Consider the following 15954-nt stretch of genomic DNA (forward strand, 5'->3'; position numbering starts at 1 on the left):
CTCACCGCCAGGGATCGGTGATCTCGCGCAGGTCGGCGAGGATGTCGCGCAGCTGCGTCATCCGGCGCTTGCCGAGGTGGGCCTCCCACTCGGCCTCCACCCGGGCCACGACCGCGCGCGACGCCTCCACCCCGCGGCGCCCCCGGTCGGCGATCTGCACGAGCCGCGCCCGCCCGTCGTCGGGGTCGGGCACGCGGCGGACGTAGCCGAGGCGCTCCAGCTGGTCGACGAGGAAGCCGGTGCTCTGCTTGGTGATCCCCGCCTGGCGGGCCAGGTCGCTGAGCCGGCTCCCGCCCGGCGCGATGCGCTGGAACACGCGTGCCTGGGACGGCGTCAGGTCGTCGAAGCCGGCCGCGGCCAGCTCCTCGAGGACCCGCGTCTCCATCGCGCGGTAGGGCAGGAAGAGCAGCAGTCCGGTGTTGAGGTCCTCGGGCATGTTGACCAGCGTAGAAGATGGTAAGAGAATCTGACATGTTTGGTCAGTCTCCCTGACGGAGTGCCCGATGGACCTCGACGAGAAGTGGCGAACGATCTCCGCCCAGCGCCTCGTGCTGGCCGACCTGCTGGCGGGTGCGTCGCCCGCGGACCTCGACCGTCCCTCGCTGTGCGCGCGCTGGCGGATCCGCGACGTCGCCGCGCACGTCGCGCTGACCCCCCGCTCCCCCGGCGTGGCCGGGATCCTGGTGGCCGCCGTGCGCGCCCGCGGCGACTTCGACGAGGTCAACCGGGCGATGGCGGTGGCCCACGCCGAGCGGCTCGGACCGGCGCTGGCCGACGAGCTGCGGGCGGTCGCCTCCAGCCGTCGCCGGCCCGCGATCACCACCGTCGACAACCTGCTCTTCGACACGCTCGTGCACGTCCAGGACGTGGCGGTGCCCCTCGGCCTCGAGGTCGCCGTGCCGCGGGAGGCCGCTCGCGAGGGTGCCGAGCGCGTGTGGCGCATGGGCTGGCCGTTCTGGGCCCGCCGCCGGTTCCGGGGGCTGGAGCTCTCCGCCACCGACACCGACTGGGTGCGCGGGCGCGGCGCCCCGGTGCGCGGGCCGGTCCGCGATCTCCTGCTCCTGCTCACCGGGCGAAGGGACGCCGCGCTCCCGGGCCTCCGGGGGGCCGGGGTGCCGCGGATCGCCGCGGGCTAACGGTCCGGGGCGCGCAGCACCACGCGACCGGTCGTCCGGCGCGCCTGCAGCTGCGCCATCGCGGTCGGCAGGTCGTCGAAGGCGTACTCGGCGCCCACGAGCGGGTCGATCGCCCGCCGCTCCCACAGCGCCTCGATCTCGCGCTGCCACGCCGCGACGAGCTCCGGGGCCCGCTCCCGGTACGCCGCCCAGTGCACGCCGACCACCGCGTAGTTCTTCACCAGCGCGTGGTTGGTCGGGGCGTCGGCGATCCGCCCGCCGGCGAACCCGATGACGAGCAGCCGGCCCTCCCAGGCCACCACGCGGCGGGCGGTGTCGAAGGAGTCGCCGCCGACCGGGTCGTAGACGACGTCGGCACCGCGCCCGTCGGTCAGCTCGCGCACCGCGGCCACCAGGTCCGTCCCGGACGGTCCGGCTCCCCGCTCGGCGTGCTCGCCCCGAGGAGCCGTGTCCCCCGGTGCGACCAGCACCTCGGCCCCCGCGTCGCGGACCACGGACGCCTTCGCCTCGTCACCCACGACGCCGATCACGCGCGCCCCGGCCGCGCGGCCCAGCTGCACCGCGGCGAGGCCGACCCCGCCCGCGGCGGCGAGCACGAGCAGCGTCTCCCCCGCCCGCAGCGACGTGCGGTGGTGCAGCGCGCACCACCCGGTCTGGTACGAGACGAAGAACCCCGCGGCCTGCGCGGCGCTCATCCCCGCGGGCCACGGCCACGTCGTGCGCAGCAGCGCCTCCTGCGCGAACCCGCCGTGCGGCAGCGACACCGGGCCGAACACCCGCCGGCCGTCGTCGGTCGTGCCCGCCACCTCGAGGCCCGGCGTGAACGGCGGCGGGATCCGCTCCTGGTACTCGCCGGCGCAGTGCAGGATGTCGGCGAAGTTGAGCGCCGCGGCCGCCACCCGCACCCGGGTCTCCCCCGGCCCGGGCTCCGGGCGCGGCACGTCGGCGACCTCCAGCACCTCGGCGAACGGCCCGTAGCGCGGCACGCGCCAGGCCCGCATGCTCACGCGCGCAGCAGGATGCGCTCGAGCACCCGGGTGCCGAAGGTCAGGGCGTCGACCGGCACCCGCTCGTCGATGCCGTGGAAGAGCGCGGTGAAGTCGAGGTCCGGGGGCAGGCGCAGCGGCGCGAACCCGAAGCAGCGCATCCCCAGCTTCACGAACGCCTTGGCGTCGGTGCCGCCCGACATCATGTAGGGCAGCGTGTGCGCCCGCGGGTCCTCCTCCTGCACGGCCCGGGTCATCACGTCCACCAGGTCGCCGTCGAAGGAGGTCTCGACGGCCTCGAGGTTGCGGATCCACTCGCGCTCGACGTCCGGGCCGAGCAGCTCGTCGAGCTCCCGCTCGAAGGCCTCCTGACGGCCCGGCAGCACGCGGCAGTCGACGGTCGCCTCGGCCACCGACGGGATGACGTTGGCCTTGTAGCCGGCCTGCAGCATCGTCGGGTTCGCCGTGTCGCGGGTGGTGGCACCGACGACGCGGGCGACCCCGCCGAGCTTCGCGACGGCGCCGTCGAGGGCCGCCGCCGAATCGGTGGGGAACTCGATGCCGGTCAGCTCGGTGATCTCGTCGAAGAACCCCTGGACCGACTCGGTGAGCACCAGCGGGAACCGGTGGCGGCCCAGCCGGGCGACGGCCTCGGCGAGGATCGTCACGGCGTTCTCGTCGTGGACCATCGACCCGTGCCCGGGGCGCGACCGGACGCGCAGCTTCATCCAGGCGATCGACTTCTCCGCGGTCATCACCGGGTAGACGCGCACGTCCTCACCGAGCGTCAGCGAGAACCCGCCGACCTCGCCCAGCGCCTCGGTGCAGCCCTCGAACAGGTCGGGACGGTGCTCGGCGAGCCAGTGCGACCCGTAGGCGCCGCCCGCCTCCTCGTCGGCGAGGAACGCGAACACGATGTCGCGCGGCGGCACCGTGCCCTCCGCGGCGAACTGGCGCGCCAGCGCCAGGATCATCGCGTCCATGTCCTTCATGTCCACCGCGCCCCGGCCCCAGACGTAGCCGTCCTGCACCGAGCCCGACAGCGGGTGGACCGACCATTCGCTCTCGTCGAACGGCACGACGTCGAGGTGCCCGTGCACCAGCAGCGCCGGCCGGTCCGGGTCGGCGCCCGCGAGCCGGGCGAACACGTTGTGGCGTCCGGGAGCGCCGGACTCGATCACCTCGGTCTCGTACCCGACCTCGCGCAGCTTCGCGTCCACGTACGCGGCGGCCTCGGCCTCGCCCGTGGTGGTCGCGAGGTCACCGGTGTTCTGGCTGTCGATCTGGATGAGCTCGCTGGTCAGCGTCACGACCTCGTCCTCGGCACGACCCATGCGTCGCATCCTGCCACCCACCGTGATCGGTCTGCGCGCTGTCGTCTACGCTGTCGTCACGCAAGTCCGAGTGGCGGAATGGCAGACGCGCTAGCTTGAGGTGCTAGTGCCCTAGTAGGGCGTGGGGGTTCAAGTCCCCCCTCGGACACCCTTCCTCGCATTCCGTGTCGCGCCCGCGCGCGCGGACCCCGTCCCGGTGGGTCCTCCGGGGCCTCCAGGGCCTCGGTCGACGTCCCGGGCAGACTGCGCACCATGACCGGGGCGCCGTACTTCGCCGAGCTCGACGTCGAGGATCCGGGGACGGTGACGGCGGTCTACGCCGCGGTGCTCGGGTGGTCGGTGGGCGAGGGGGTCGTCGCCGAGCACCAGCACCGGATCGTGCGGTGCGACGAGCACGCCGTGGCGGCGCTCGGCTCCCCCGGCGTCGCGGCCCCGCCGGCCTGGACGGTGTACCTGCGCGTCGACGACGTCGACGCGGCGGCGGCGAGCCTCGAGGAGCTCGGCGGGCAGGTGCTGCACGGGCCCGAGGACGACCTCGGCGGCGGGCGCCTCCTCGTCGCCCTCGACGCCGGCGGCGCGGTCGTCGGGCTGTGGGAGTCCGACCACGACGTGCCCGCGCCGGGGCCCGGCCGGCTCTGCTGGGCGGAGGCCGCGTCGGCCGAGCCGGGCACCACGCGCACCTTCTACGGCGAGCTGCTGGGCTGGCGCTGGGCGGAGGACGGCGCCGGGCCGGGCCACCTCGCCGGCGACGCCGGTGACGGGCCGCTCGCGGGGCTCGGCCTCGCCGGCGACGCGCTCCCCCACTGGCTGCCGGTGTTCGCGGTGCACGACGCCGACGCCGCCGTCGGTGCCGCCGAGGACGCCGGCGGGGAGGTCGTGGCCCCCGTCGACAGCGGCCCCCGCGGGCGGCACGCGACGCTCACCGACCCGGGCGGGGCCCGCTTCGGGGTGCTCGAGATCGCCTGAGTCGGCGCCCGGGGCCTCCGGATCGGTACGGTCGGGGGCGGGCTGCGCCGGGGAGGGCCGAACGTGGAGCGGGACGCCGTCGTGGTGGTGCCGCCTCGCCCGACCCGCTCCTCCCCCTGGCTCTGGCTGCTCCTCGCGGCGCTGCCGTGGGCCTGGTTCCCCCTGCGCGACGAGCTGGCGCTGGTCGGCGACGTCCTCGCCATCGTGCTCCCCGTCCTGGCGGTCCTGGCGGCGCTCGGGGCCCTGGTGCTCAGCCGGCGCCGCGGGACCTGGTGGGGCCTGCCCACCGCGGTCTCGGTGCTGCTCGCGGCCGCCGTCGCCGTCGTCGGGCCCTGGACGCCGCAGGACGCCGGCACCGTGCGCCCCGGCGCGGGGATCACGGTCGCGAGCGCCAACGTCACCGCGACGACGGCGACGCTGCCCGCGCTGCAGGCCTCCGGGGCCGACGTGCTGGTGGTGGTCGAGAACGACCGGCGCATCGACGCCGCCCTCGCCGCGACCCACCGCTACCACCTCGATGCCGGCGGGACGCCCGCCGTCGGCGTCTACAGCCGCTTCCCCCTCCGCCTGCTCGACCCGCCGAGCCCCGGCTTCCCCGGCGTGCGGGCGGCCGTCGACGCGCCGACGCCGTTCGTGCTGTACGGCCTGCACGTCCCGCGCCCGTGGTGGACCGGTGGTTTCGGCTACCAGTCGACGCCGGCCGAGCACCACCGGCTGGTCGAGGCGCTCGCCGCGCGGGTGGCCCGCGAGCCCGGTCCGGTGGTCGTGGCGGGCGACCTGAACTCCACCGACCGGGCGCGCGACTACCGCCTGCTCGACGCGGACCTCGTCGACGCCGTGCGCGACGGCTGGGCCGGACCGACATCGGTGACCCAGTGGCGCGCCTTCCTCCTGCGCATCGACCACCTGTTCGTCAGCCGCGGCTGGTGCGGCGACGGCGCGCACCGCATCGAGCTGCCCGGATCGGACCACGACGCCATCGCGGCCACCGTCGGGCCCTGCGCGATCAGCCCGCCCTGACCTCGTCCCCCACCGCGATCGTGCCCGAGGTCAGCACGCGGAAGATCGCCCCGCCGCGGTCGTGGAGCGCCCGGGCGGCACCGGGCCCGATCTCGGTGTCCATCACCCGGCAGGGGGCGGCGCGGCGGACGACCTCGAGCACCACCTCACCGACGACCAGCCGCGCGCCGGGCTCGGTCGGGACCGTGCCGTGGTCGAGCGTGAGCGTGCGCCGGGTCAGCTCCTCGGGCACCGGGGCGCCGAAGGCCTCCGACGCGGCGGCGAGATCGTCACGGCTCTGCACCGAGACGTGGCGGTGCCGGGTGCCGTGGTGGCGGTCGCCGACCAGCCCGCGTCCGGCCTCGGCCTCGACCCGCGGCACCGACCTCATCGGGGCCTTCCGCTCCGGCGCGACGTAGAGCGCCGCCACCCGGCTCACCGAGGTCAGCCCTTCGCCACCAGCGGGGTGACCTCGGTGCCGAGCAGCTCGATCGAGTGCAGCAGGTCGGCGTGGGACAGGCGCGGGTTGGTCATCTGCAGGTTGATCTGCTCGACGCCGCCGAGCTGCTCGGAGACCCGCAGGACCTTCTCGGCCACGGTCTGGGGGTCGCCGACGAAGAACGCGCCGTCGGGGCCGCGCATCGCGTCGAACGCGCGGCGGGTCGGCGGCATCCCGCCGCGCTCCGCGGCGACCTGCGTGAACATCTCCTGCCAGCCCGGGTAGAAGGCGTTGGTCGCCTTCGCGACGTCGTCCCCGACGAACCCGAAGCAGTGCAGGCCGACCCGCAGCGCCTCCGGCGGGTGGCCGGCGTGCTCGCCCGCGCGCCGGTAGAGGTCGACGAGCGGGGCGAACTGCCGCGGCTCCCCGCCGATGATCGCGATCATGAGCGGCAGCCCGAGCAGCCCGGCCCGGGCGAACGACTCGGGCGTGCCGCCGACCCCGACCCAGATCGGCAGCCGTTCCTGGCTGGGCCGCGGGTAGACGGGCTGCTCGCGCAGGGCCGGGCGGTGCTGGCCCGACCACGTCACGACCGGCGACTCGTTGATCTTGAGCAGCAGGTCGAGCTTCTCGGTGAACAGGTCGTCGTAGTCCTCGAACGCCAGCCCGAACAGCGGGAACGCCTCGGTGAACGAGCCGCGCCCGACGACCAGGTCGACCCGGCCGCGCGAGATCAGGTCGATCGTCGCGAACTCCTGGAACACCCGCACCGGGTCGGCGGCCGAGAGCACGGTGACGGCGCTGCGCAGGCGGATGTCCTGGGTGCGCGCCGCCGCGGCCGCGAGGATCACCGGCGGCGCGGCGTCGAAGTACTCGCTGCGGTGGTGCTCGCCGATGCCGTAGGAGTGCAGGCCGACGCGGTCGGCCAGCGCGATCTCCTCCAGCAGGTGCTCGAAGCGCTCCTCCGGGCCGATGACCCGCTCGGTGGCGGGGTCGGTGACGCGGGCGACGAAGCTGTCGACACCCAGCAGGACGGGCTCGGTCACAGGGTCCTCTGCAGTCGCTCGGCCAGGGTGTTGACGAACGCCGTCGGTTCCTTGAGCTCGCCGCCCTCGGCCAGCAGCGCCATGCCGTAGAGCAGCCGCGCGACGTCGGGGTCCGCCTCGCCGGCCTCCTGCTTGTCGCGCAGGCCGCTGACCAGCGCGTGCTGCGGGTTGAGCTCGAGGATCCGCTTGGTCACCGGCGGCTCCTGGCCCATCGCCCGGTACATCTTCTCCAGGGTCGGCGAGAGGTCGCCGGGGTCGCCGACGAGGCAGGCCGGCGAGCTCGTCAGGCGCGTGGAGAGCCGCACCTCCTTGACGTCGTCGGCGAGCTCGGTGCCCATCCAGGTCAGCAGGTCGTCGAAGCCCTCGGGCTTGTCGTCGCCCTCGCCGAGGTCGACGTCGCCCTTGGCGATCGAGGCCATCGGGGTGCCGTCGAACTGGCTGACGGCGTCGGTCCAGACCTCGTCGACCTGGTCGGTGAGCAGCAGGACCTCGTAGCCCTTGGCGCGGAACGCCTCGATGTGCGGCGAGTTCTCGATGCTCGCCCGGGACGCGCCGGTGAGGTAGTAGATCGACTCCTGGCCCTCGGGCATGCGCTCCTTGTAGGCCTTGAGCGTCGTGGTCCCGTCCGGCGAGTGGGTGGACGGGAACGCGCTGGCAGCGAGGATCGCCTGCTGGTTGTCCGGGTCGGTGAGCAGGCCCTCCTTGAAGGCCCGGCCGAGCTCGCGCCAGAACGTCGCGTACTTCTCGGGCTCGTTCTCCTGCAGCGCGGCGACGGTCTGCAGCACCTTGCGGACCAGCCGCTTGCGGATGGCCTGGATCTGGCGGTCCTGCTGGAGGATCTCGCGGGAGACGTTGAGCGAGAGGTCGGCCGCGTCGACGACGCCCTTGACGAAGCGCAGGTACTCGGGGACGAGCGCCTCGCAGTCGTCCATGACGAACACGCGCTTGACGTAGAGCTGCACGCCGCGCCGGGCCTCGCGCATGAACAGGTCCATCGGCGCGTGCGAGGGCAGGAACAGCAGGCCCTGGTACTCGAACGTGCCCTCGCCCGAGAGCCGCATGGTCTCCAGCGGCTCCTGCCAGTCGTGGCTGACGTGGCGGTAGAACTCGGTGAGCTCCTCGTCGGTGACCTCGGAGCGCGGCCGGGCCCACAGCGCCTGGCGGGAGTTGATCGGCTCGGTGTCGCCGTCCTCGGCCGACTCGCTCGTGACCAGCCGGATCGGCCAGGTGATGAAGTCCGAGTAGCGCTTGACGATGCGCCGCACGGTCTCGGGCCTGGCGTAGTCGTGGAGGCTGTCCTCCGCGTCCTCGGGCTTGAGGTGCAGCGTGATGGCGGTGCCCTGCGGGGCGTCCGCGACCGGCTCGAGGGTGTAGGTGCCCTCGCCGGTGGACTCCCAGTGCACGCCCTCGTCGGTGCCGGCCTTGCGGGTCACCATCTCGACCCGGTCGGCGACCATGAAGCTCGAGTAGAAGCCGATGCCGAACTGGCCGATGAGGTCCTCGGCCTGCTGCGCGTCCTGGGCCTCGCGCATCTGCGCGAGCATCTCGGCGGTGCCCGACTTCGCGATCGTCCCGATCAGCTCGACGACCTCGTCGCGGGTCATGCCGATGCCGTTGTCGCGGACGGTCAGCGTGCGGGCCTCGGCGTCCTGCTCCAGCTCGATGCGCAGGTCCGAGGTGTCGACCTCGAGGTCCTTGTCGTGGTACGAGGCGAGCCGCAGCTTGTCCAGCGCGTCGGATCCGTTGGAGATCAGCTCGCGCAGGAAGACGTCCTTGTCCGAGTAGATCGAGTGGATCATCAACTGGAGCAGCTGACGGGCCTCGGCCTGGAACTCGATCGTCTCGCTCATGCGTCCTCTCCCTGGTGCGTGGCCGTTCCCGCCCAGGATATCGACCGCCGCGACCGGGCCCGCCGGGCCGGCCGTCCGACCCCGTGGTGCCGCCCGCCTCGCCCTCGTGCTCGCGGGGTGGAGGACGGTGCTGCGGGTGGACGGCACGCCCTCGAGGCCGACCCGGACGCGGTCTCGCGAGCATCGCGACGGCGACGGCCGCGGCGGCATGATCCGCCCCGGTGCTCGGGCCGCCCGATGTCAGCGGGCTCGCGGAGCACCCGGGACGATCACGGGCCGCGCGCGCACGGCCCACCACGCCAGGGCCACGGCCGTCGCGACGATCGCCACGCCGAGCGGGACGTGCGCGGCGAGGACGCCGGTGTAGCCGATCGCCACCTGCGCGACCTCCGCGACCACGAGCGCCGCCGACACCGCGATCGGCCAGGGCGACAGTCGCCCCGGGCGCCAGGCCAGCACCGCGAGCGGGACCTGGAGCATCGCCACGAGCAGCAGGGTGCCGCCGACGGCCTGGTGCACGACCAGCCCCGCCGCCGACGCCTGCAGCAGCGCGCCGGCGGCGAACGCCTGGGCGACGGTCATCGCCGCGTGCAGCACCGCGACCACCCGGAAGGCGCCGACCGCCAGCGCCTCAACCATGGTCGTGGCCCGTGACCGTCCCGGGGCGCTGCCCCGGCGCGAGGACGAGGAACTGGAGCATCATGCCGTCGTCCTCGTGACGCAGCATGTGGCAGTGGATCATGTACGGCACCTCCGGGTCGGCGTACGGACCGACGCGCACGAGCACCCGGACGGTGCGCCCGGGCGGGACCGCGACGGTGTCCTTCCACGCCCGCTCCCCCGGCGACAGCACCTGCAGCCGGGCGTCGTGCACGTGGACGTTGTGCGGCAGCGTGTGCCGGTTGGTGAGCTCCCAGACCTCGGTCGCGCCGGTCTCGAGCACCTCGTCGACGCGGCGCACGTCCATCGCCAGCCCGTTGATCCGGTTGCCGGACAGGTCGAAGCGGCGGGTGCGCAGCGCGGCGGACTCCGCGAGCGGCGCCTCGCGCGACAGCACCGCCGGCACCGCGGGCGAGGACTCCAGCCGGTCGGCGGGGCGCAGTTCGAGCAGGTCGAGGGTGTCGTGCCCACCGGCCGCGGCCGCGATCCCGTTGACGGCGCCGAGGTCGTCGGGCAGCGAGCGCAGCACCGTCCGGCGGCCCGGCGCGCACTCGACGACGATCTCGGCCCGCTCCCCCGGGGTGAGCAGGACGTCGGGCACCACGCGCGGCGACGGGAGCAGGCCGCCGTCCGTGCCGACGAGGGTGACCGGGTCGCCCGCGGACACCCGGTAGCTGCGCGCCGGCGACGCGTTGAGCACCCGCAGGCGGACGCGGGTGGTGCGCACGTCGAGGTACGGCGCGACCGTCCCGTTGACCAGCACCGTGTCGCCGAGCAGCCCGACCGCGTTGCGGTGCGCGGTGTCGAAGCTCCCGTCCGGGGCGAAGCTGCGGTCGGTCAGCACGACGGGCACGTCGTCGACGCCGTAGCGGTCGGGCAGGTCGACCGGGACGTCGTCGTCGACGAGGAAGAGCCCGGCGAGCCCGCGGTGCACGTGCCGTTCGGTCGCCCCGTGCGGGTGCGGGTGGTACCAGAGCGTGGCGGCGGGCTGGTCGATGCGCCAGGACGCCTCCCAGCTCGCGCCGGGCGCGATCGGCTGGTGCGGACCGCCGTCCACGGCGGCCGGCAGGGTCATGCCGTGCCAGTGGGTCGTCGTGGTCTCGGGCAGGCGGTTGGTCACGCGCACGGTGACCTCGTCGCCGCGCCGGGCCCGGATCGTCGGGCCGCCGAACGCGAGGCCGCCGTAGCCCCAGGTCGGCGTGGTCGGGCCGTCGAGGAACGCGCTCTCGCCGGGCGCGGCGGTGAGGTCGACGACGACGTGCCCGGCCTCGCGCCGCACCGGCGCGAGCGGCGGGATCGCGAGCGGGCGCTGCGCGGGCCGGCGGACCACCGGCGGGGCACCGGACGCGCAGCCCGTCGCGGCCAGTCCGACGACGGCGCCGGCGGCGAGCGTGGCACCGAGGAAGCGGCGGCGGGAGAGGGGCACGGCACGCAGCGTCGCGAGCCGGAGGGTGCCGGGGCGTCGGCGTCACGACGTGTCCGCGGCGTACGCGCCCGGGCGTAGCGACCCCGGGACGCGGTCAGCGGGACGCGGCCGCGCGCGGGACGACGACCCCCGACTCGTAGGCGATCACCACGAGGGCCGCCCGGTCGCGCGCGTCGAGCTTGGTGAGCAGCCGGCCCACGTGGGTGCGGGCGGTCGCGGCGCTGATGACGAGGCGCGCGGCGATCTCGTCGTTGGTCAGCCCGGCGCCGACGAGCGCGAGCACCTCGCGCTCGCGGCGGGTGAGGACGTCGAGGTGCGTCGCGCTCACCAGCGGCTGCGGGCGGGCGGCGAACTCGGCGATGAGGCGGCGGGTCACGGCCGGGGCGAGGAGCGCGTCGCCGCGGGCCACGAGCGCGATCGCCCGGACGAGGTCGGCGGGCTCGGCGTCCTTGAGCAGGAAGCCCGCCGCCCCGGCGCGCAGGGCGCGGTAGACGTACTCGTCGAGGTCGAAGGTCGTGAGCACGAGCACCGCCGTCCCCGCGAGCGCCGGGTCGGCGACGATCGTCTCCAGCGCGGTGAGCCCGTCGACGCCGGGCATGCGCACGTCCATCACGACCACGTCGGGGCGGTTCTCGCGCACGAGCGCCACGGCCGCGGCCCCGTCCGCCGCCTCGCCGACGACGCCGAAGCCGTCCTCGGTCTCGAGCAGCACGCGCAGGCCCGCGCGGACGAGCTGCTGGTCGTCGGCCAGGGCGACCCGGATCACGGCGCGCCGACCGGCGTCCGCGCCCCGCCGACCGGCAGCCACGCCTCGACGACGACGCCCACGGGCGTCGCGGTCACCGCGCAGCGCCCGCCGACGGCGGCGGCGTGCTCGTCCAGCCCGCGCAGCCCGTGGCCCGGGGTCAGCGCGTCGGTCGGGCCGCCGTCGTCGGCCACCCGCACGCGCAGCTCGTCGGCGGACGGAGCGAGCTCGACCACGACCCGGTGCCCCCGGCGCGCGTGGCGCACCGCGTTCGTGACCGCCTCGCGCACGATGCGGAACGCCGCGCCGTCGACGGCCGGGGCGGGGCGCCCGACGACCTCGGGGCTCCCCCGCACCTCGACGTCCACCCCGGCGAGGCCCGCGACGCGCACGACCTCGTCGAGGCGGTGCAGGCCCGGGGTGCCGGCGGGCTCGGCGTCGCGGAGCACGCCGAGGACGTTGCGCAGCTCGGCGAGGGCGGCGCTGCTGGCCTGCTTGATCTCCAGGAGTGCCGCCACGGCCTGCTCGGGCCGGCGGTCGGCGACGTGCGCGCCGACGCCGGCCTGCACCGCGATCATCGCCAGGCTGTGCGAGACGACGTCGTGCACCTCGCGGGCCACCCGCAGCCGCTCCTGCTCGACGCGGCGCCGCGCCTGCTCCTGCGCCTGCTCGACCGCCGCGGTCTGGGCCCGCCGCAGGCCGCCGACCGCGACGCCGATCGCGACCGTCACCACGATCCACATGACGTGCTCGGGGGCGCTCGCCACCGGGCGGCCGTCGATGACGCGCTCGAGCCCGACCCAGACCACGAAGAGCAGCACGCCGACGCCGAGCGAGCGGGGCCAGCTCAGGCGGGTCGCGACCGTGTACATCGCCACGGCGACCATCAGTGACGCCGGGCCGTCGGGGTAGGCGAGCCAGTAGTACGGCGCGACCGAGGCCAGGGTCAGCGCGAGCACCACCAGCGGGGCGCGGCGCCGCCCGGCGAGCACGAGGGCCGCGGCGGCGATCAGCAGGGCGCCGCCGGGCCACCACGGCCGGTCGGTCGGGGTCGCGGCGAGCGCGGTGCCCGCGACGCAGAAGGCGCCGAGCGCGGCGGCCAGCGCCACGTCGGTGCCGGCCGGTCGCCACGATCGGACATCCATCCTCACCCCGGCGACGCTAGGGGCCGCCGGGGGCGCTGTCGTCAGCGTCGGGACGTACGCGACCCGGGGATCCGTCGGGGTCGCGCCGGTGCCCGGCCTCGGGGGCACCTACCATCGCGGGATCACCCCCGGACGACGAGGAGCGGGACACCCATGGCGCGCGACGGCGGTACGACCTTCGAGAAGCAGGTGCTCGAGGCGTCGGAGCGTCTGGGCGGCATTGCCGAGCGGACCCCGCTGCAGCGCAACCCGCGCCTGTCCGGCGCCACGGGCACCCAGGTGTGGTTCAAGCGCGAGGACCTCCAGGTCGGGCGCTCCTACAAGCTGCGCGGCGCCTACAACCTCATCAGCCAGCTCGACGACGAGGCCCGCGCGGCCGGCGTGGTGTGCGCGAGCGCGGGCAACCACGCCCAGGGCTTCGCGTTCGCCTGCGCGGCGCACCGCGTCCCCGGCCGCGTCGTCATCCCGTCGACCACGCCGCGCCAGAAGCGCGAGCGGATCGTCGCGCTCGGCGGCGACATGATCGACCTGGTGGTCGACGGCGACACCTACGACGAGTCCTCGGCCTCGGCGACGCGGTGGTCCGAGGACACCGGCGCGACGCTCGTCCCGGCCTTCGACGACACCCGCACGGTGGCGGGCCAGGCGACGGTCGTGGCCGAGATCGTCGACCAGCTCGGCGAGGCGCCCGACACGATCGTCGTGCCGGTCGGCGGCGGCGGCCTGCTCGCCGGCACCGCCACCTGGCTGCAGGCCACCCACCCGCGCACCCGCGTGATCGGGGTCGAGCCCGCCGGCGCGCGCAACGTCGCCGCCGCCCTGCACGCCGGCAGCCCGGTGGTGCTCGACGAGCACGGCTTCGACCGCTTCGTCGACGGCGCCGCGGTGCGCAAGGCCGGCGCGGTGACCTACCCGCTGATCCGCCGGTCGGGCGCCGAGCTCGTCGCCGTCGACGAGGGCCTGGTGTGCACCGAGATGCTCGCGCTCTACCAGTCCGACGGCATCATCGCCGAGCCCGCGGGCGCGCTGGCCGGCGCCGCGATCCGTCCCGACGGGCCGGGCGTGGACCTCGTGCCGGGCGAGACGGTGGTCGTCGTCCTCTCCGGCGGCAACAACGACGTCTCCCGGTACGCCGAGGTGATCGAGCGCTCGCTGCGCTTCCAGGGCCTCAAGCACTACTTCCTCGTCGACTTCCCCCAGGAGCCCGGGGCCCTGCGCCGCTTCCTCGACGAGGTGCTCGGGCCCGACGACGACATCACCCGCTTCGAGTACGTCAAGAAGGACAACCGCGAGTCGGGGCCCGCGCTCGTCGGCGTGGAGATCGGCGCGCGCGACGACCTCGAGCCCCTCCTCGAGCGGATGGCGCGCTCGCCGCTGGAGATCGAGGCGCTGGAGCCCGGCTCGCCGGCGTTCCGGTTCCTCGTCTGAGGGACCCGTCTAGAGGTCGAGGGCCCAGCGCGTGGCGGGCGCCGACCACCCGGGCCCCTGGTACGGCTCGCCGTCGACGTGCCAGCCGCGGTGGGCGTAGAACGCCTGGGCGCCGGTGTTCGCGGTGTAGACCCACAGCGTCGCGCGGGCGAAGCCCGCCGCCGCGAGGTGCGCGACGCCGGCGTCGTGCAGCGCGCCGCCGGCGCCGGTACCGATCACCTCGGGGTCCAGGTAGAGCGTGTACAGCACGCCGCTGACCTCGACGGTGTCCCCGGCGAGCTCGGGGTCGCGCGACGGGCCGACGGTGCAGTAGCCCCGCACCCGGCCCTGCGCGTCGTCCGCGACGAACACCGCCATCGGCTCGGGCGCGGCGATCGCGGTGCGGCGCACCTCGGCGATCTCGGCCGCGTCGAGGGCGTCGAGGCGCTCGTCGGCGACGATGCCGCGGTAGGTGTGCCGCCAGCCGGCGACGGTGATCTCGCCGATCCGGTCGGCGTCGGCCTCGACCGCACGGCGGATGGTCCAGCGCACGAGATCAGTCTGCACGCGATCAGTCCTGGCCGACGGCCGCGCGGGCGGCGGCGACGCGCTCCGGCCCGGGTTCCGACGCGACGGGCGTGACGGCGATCGCCGCGAGCGGGGCGAGCGCGGCGACGGCGAAGCCGACCGCGTAGCTCGAGACGCCGATCAGCGCGCCCAGCGCCGGTGGGGCGGCGGTGGCGACGATGTTCTGGGTGGTGTTCTGCACGCCGAGCGCGCGCCCCGACCACCCGTGCCCGGCGATCTCGGCGGTCGCGGTGAACGCGAGGCCGTTGTCGGCGACGGTGATCACCGAGCCGGCGGCGATCCCGGCGACCGCGATCAGCCCGAGGGTGAGGTCGCCGGCCGCGAACACGAGCAGCACCGCGGCGCTGGCCACCGCGAGCTGGCGCATCGGGCGCAGGCGCGAGCCCACGCGGTCGGACCACCAGCCGCTCGCGATGCGCCCGCCCGCGCCCGCGATCTGGGCGGACGCGACGAACACGCCGGCGGCGCCCGGCGACCAGCCCTGCTCGCGCACCAGGTACTCGAGCGAGAACGCCGACACCGCGAACTGCGGCAGCACGAGCAGCGCGCTCGCCGCGTGGACGCGGGGCAGCACCGCGGTGCGGTAGGGCGAGGCCGGCGGGGCCTCCCCCGGCGCGCGCGACACCCGCGGCGGGTCGGCGGCGACGAGCACCACGACCACGGCGCACACGAGGCAGGCGAGCGCCGGCCCGCCGAGGGCGGGCAGCGGGCCCTCGCGCGCCGCGAGCGTCGGCAGCACCAGCCCGGCCGCGGCCACCCCGAGCGGCTGCGCGGTCTGGCGGATCCCCATCGCCAGGCCGCGCTCGTCGACGTCGAACCAGCCCATGATCAGGCGTCCGCTGGCGGCGTTCACCGAGGCGGCGCCGACGCCCGCGAGCACGAGCAGCCCGACGGTGGCCGCGAGCGACGGCGGCGCGAGGAGCGCGAGCGCCCCGGTGACGACGCCGCAGGCGCCGAGCCCGACGGCCATCGGCAGGCGCTCGCCGACCCGGTCGACCACCGCGCCCCAGGCGATCAGCGCCATCAGCAGCCCCAGCGTCGGGGCGGCCACGACGATCCCGACCGCGGCGAGCGAGAGGCCGCGCTCGTCGCGCAGGCTCGGCACGAGGAACGGGACGCCGTACACCACGGCGGACGCGGCCGTCTGCGCGGCGACGCCCGCGGCGAGGACGGCCCAGCGTCGGCGGGATGGCACGGCTCCCTGTTCTACGCCTCCCGCGCCCACGT

16 protein-coding genes and 1 tRNA gene are annotated in these 15954 nt (G+C 75.4%); 5 read left to right on the forward strand and 12 right to left on the reverse strand.

Annotated features, from left to right (window positions below; translation table 11 throughout):
* Nucleotide 1 precedes the first annotated feature (1 nt).
* On the reverse strand, nucleotides 2-436 hold the full coding sequence (locus tag PHK61_RS03165) for a MarR family winged helix-turn-helix transcriptional regulator (protein ID WP_274279509.1): 435 nt from the start codon (nucleotides 434-436) through the stop codon (nucleotides 2-4).
* 67 nt (nucleotides 437-503) lie between these two features.
* Between PHK61_RS03165 and PHK61_RS03170 the strand changes: the two genes are divergently transcribed.
* Entirely contained in the window at nucleotides 504-1136 is a 633-nt protein-coding gene (locus PHK61_RS03170) for a maleylpyruvate isomerase family mycothiol-dependent enzyme (RefSeq protein WP_274279510.1), read from the forward strand.
* Here PHK61_RS03170 and PHK61_RS03175 read toward each other — a convergent pair.
* Together PHK61_RS03175 and PHK61_RS03180 are read right to left on the reverse strand one after the other, a co-directional pair.
* On the reverse strand, nucleotides 1133-2137 hold the full coding sequence (locus PHK61_RS03175) for an NADPH:quinone oxidoreductase family protein (protein WP_274279710.1): 1005 nt from the start codon (nucleotides 2135-2137) through the stop codon (nucleotides 1133-1135). The two genes, PHK61_RS03170 and PHK61_RS03175, sit on opposite strands and share 4 nt — an antisense overlap.
* Before the next feature lie 2 nt (nucleotides 2138-2139).
* Nucleotides 2140-3456 (reverse strand): M20/M25/M40 family metallo-hydrolase, encoded by a 1317-nt coding sequence (locus PHK61_RS03180; RefSeq protein WP_274279511.1) that lies wholly within the window; start codon nucleotides 3454-3456, stop codon nucleotides 2140-2142.
* Between the two features lie 64 nt (nucleotides 3457-3520).
* On the opposite strand from PHK61_RS03180, the gene PHK61_RS03185 reads away from it, so the two are divergent.
* From PHK61_RS03185 to PHK61_RS03195, 3 genes are all read left to right on the forward strand, one after another.
* Nucleotides 3521-3604: transfer RNA gene (locus tag PHK61_RS03185), tRNA-Leu, on the forward strand.
* A gap of 104 nt (nucleotides 3605-3708) precedes the next feature.
* Nucleotides 3709-4422, forward strand: coding sequence for a VOC family protein (locus tag PHK61_RS03190; protein ID WP_274279512.1), 714 nt, complete (start codon nucleotides 3709-3711; stop codon nucleotides 4420-4422).
* 63 nt (nucleotides 4423-4485) lie between these two features.
* Complete coding sequence (locus tag PHK61_RS03195; protein ID WP_274279513.1) at nucleotides 4486-5442, forward strand: endonuclease/exonuclease/phosphatase family protein; 957 nt, start codon at nucleotides 4486-4488, stop codon at nucleotides 5440-5442.
* Here the strand turns inward: PHK61_RS03195 and PHK61_RS03200 are convergent.
* From PHK61_RS03200 to PHK61_RS03230, 7 genes are all read right to left on the reverse strand, one after another.
* Nucleotides 5429-5860, reverse strand: a complete 432-nt coding sequence (locus tag PHK61_RS03200; RefSeq protein ID WP_274279514.1) for an MOSC domain-containing protein — start codon at nucleotides 5858-5860, stop codon at nucleotides 5429-5431. The genes PHK61_RS03195 and PHK61_RS03200 overlap by 14 nt on opposite strands.
* A 5-nt stretch (nucleotides 5861-5865) precedes the next feature.
* The gene (locus PHK61_RS03205) at nucleotides 5866-6906 is read right to left on the reverse strand and encodes an LLM class flavin-dependent oxidoreductase (protein ID WP_274279515.1); all 1041 of its coding nucleotides are present in this window, start codon (nucleotides 6904-6906) and stop codon (nucleotides 5866-5868) included.
* Entirely contained in the window at nucleotides 6903-8756 is a 1854-nt protein-coding gene (gene htpG / locus PHK61_RS03210) for a molecular chaperone HtpG (protein ID WP_274279516.1), read from the reverse strand. The genes PHK61_RS03205 and htpG overlap by 4 nt, the downstream gene beginning before the upstream one ends.
* Nucleotides 8757-8996: 240 nt before the next feature.
* Nucleotides 8997-9395, reverse strand: a complete 399-nt coding sequence (locus PHK61_RS03215; RefSeq protein WP_274279517.1) for a hypothetical protein — start codon at nucleotides 9393-9395, stop codon at nucleotides 8997-8999.
* Nucleotides 9388-10842, reverse strand: a complete 1455-nt coding sequence (locus tag PHK61_RS03220) for a multicopper oxidase family protein (protein WP_274279518.1) — start codon at nucleotides 10840-10842, stop codon at nucleotides 9388-9390. The genes PHK61_RS03215 and PHK61_RS03220 overlap by 8 nt, the downstream gene beginning before the upstream one ends.
* Before the next feature lie 94 nt (nucleotides 10843-10936).
* Nucleotides 10937-11608, reverse strand: a complete 672-nt coding sequence (locus tag PHK61_RS03225) for a response regulator (RefSeq protein WP_274279519.1) — start codon at nucleotides 11606-11608, stop codon at nucleotides 10937-10939.
* On the reverse strand, nucleotides 11605-12732 hold the full coding sequence (locus PHK61_RS03230; RefSeq protein ID WP_274279711.1) for a sensor histidine kinase: 1128 nt from the start codon (nucleotides 12730-12732) through the stop codon (nucleotides 11605-11607). The genes PHK61_RS03225 and PHK61_RS03230 overlap by 4 nt, the downstream gene beginning before the upstream one ends.
* A gap of 153 nt (nucleotides 12733-12885) precedes the next feature.
* On the opposite strand from PHK61_RS03230, the gene ilvA reads away from it, so the two are divergent.
* The gene (ilvA, locus tag PHK61_RS03235) at nucleotides 12886-14160 is read left to right on the forward strand and encodes a threonine ammonia-lyase IlvA (RefSeq protein WP_274279520.1); all 1275 of its coding nucleotides are present in this window, start codon (nucleotides 12886-12888) and stop codon (nucleotides 14158-14160) included.
* A 9-nt stretch (nucleotides 14161-14169) separates the two neighbouring features.
* Here the strand turns inward: ilvA and PHK61_RS03240 are convergent, their stop codons facing one another.
* Together PHK61_RS03240 and PHK61_RS03245 are read right to left on the reverse strand one after the other, a co-directional pair.
* The gene (locus PHK61_RS03240; protein ID WP_274279521.1) at nucleotides 14170-14706 is read right to left on the reverse strand and encodes a GNAT family N-acetyltransferase; all 537 of its coding nucleotides are present in this window, start codon (nucleotides 14704-14706) and stop codon (nucleotides 14170-14172) included.
* Nucleotides 14707-14710: 4 nt separating this feature from the next.
* Nucleotides 14711-15922: an MFS transporter gene (locus PHK61_RS03245; RefSeq protein WP_274279522.1), complete on the reverse strand. Its 1212-nt coding sequence runs from the start codon at nucleotides 15920-15922 to the stop codon at nucleotides 14711-14713.
* Nucleotides 15923-15954 lie beyond the last annotated feature (32 nt).

The sequence above is a fragment of the Actinomycetospora lutea genome, from assembly GCF_028737205.1.
Classification (GTDB): domain Bacteria; phylum Actinomycetota; class Actinomycetes; order Mycobacteriales; family Pseudonocardiaceae; genus Actinomycetospora; species Actinomycetospora lutea.